This is a genomic window from Cellulomonas fimi (genome assembly GCF_028527925.1).
GTDB classification, from domain to species: domain Bacteria; phylum Actinomycetota; class Actinomycetes; order Actinomycetales; family Cellulomonadaceae; genus Cellulomonas; species Cellulomonas fimi_C.
Genome location: NZ_JAPESW010000149.1, coordinates 1 through 685, shown reverse-complemented (window position 1 = coordinate 685; position 685 = coordinate 1). Strand labels below are relative to the sequence as shown.

General features: G+C 60.0%; 1 protein-coding gene. It reads left to right on the top strand.

Annotation, left to right across the window (positions count from 1 at the left end):
* Window positions 1-48 precede the first annotated feature (48 nt).
* A partial coding sequence (locus tag OMK64_RS21435) for an alpha-amylase family glycosyl hydrolase (RefSeq protein WP_272730143.1) occupies window positions 49-685 on the top strand: 637 nt, incomplete at its 3' end.

The following is a 685-nucleotide window of genomic DNA, read 5'->3' as shown; positions in this document are numbered from 1 at the left end:
AACACAAATCAACTGAAGAAACCCACCATGCAAGACGGGCAACACTCGGTGATCTACCAGATCTACCAAAAAAGCTTCCACAGCCAAGCGGGTAACGCCACCGGTGACCTGCTGGGTATCGTGGACAAACTCGACTACCTCAAATGGCTGGGTGTCGACTGCCTGTGGATCACCCCCTTCCTGCGCTCGCCGCAACGGGACAACGGCTACGACATCAGCGACTACTACGCCATCGACCCCAGCTACGGGACCATGGCCGATTGCGACCTGCTGATCAGTGAAGCGGCCAAGCGCGGCATCAAGTTGATGCTGGATATCGTGGTCAACCACACCTCCATCGAACACGAGTGGTTCCAGCAGGCGCGCAGCAGCCTCGATAACCCGTACCGCGACTTCTACATCTGGCGCGACCAGCCGAATAACTGGGAATCCAAGTTCGGCGGCTCGGCCTGGGAATACGAGGCGCAAACCGGGCAGTACTTCCTGCACCTGTTCGACCACACCCAGGCCGACCTGAATGGGGACAACCCCAAGGTGCGCGCCGAAGTGTTCAAGCTGATGCGCTTCTGGCGCGACAAGGGCGTGGGCGGCTTCCGCCTGGATGTGATCAACCTGATCTCCAAGCCCGCCGATTTCCCCGAGGACAACACCGACGGCCGCCGCTTCTACACCGACGGCCCGAACG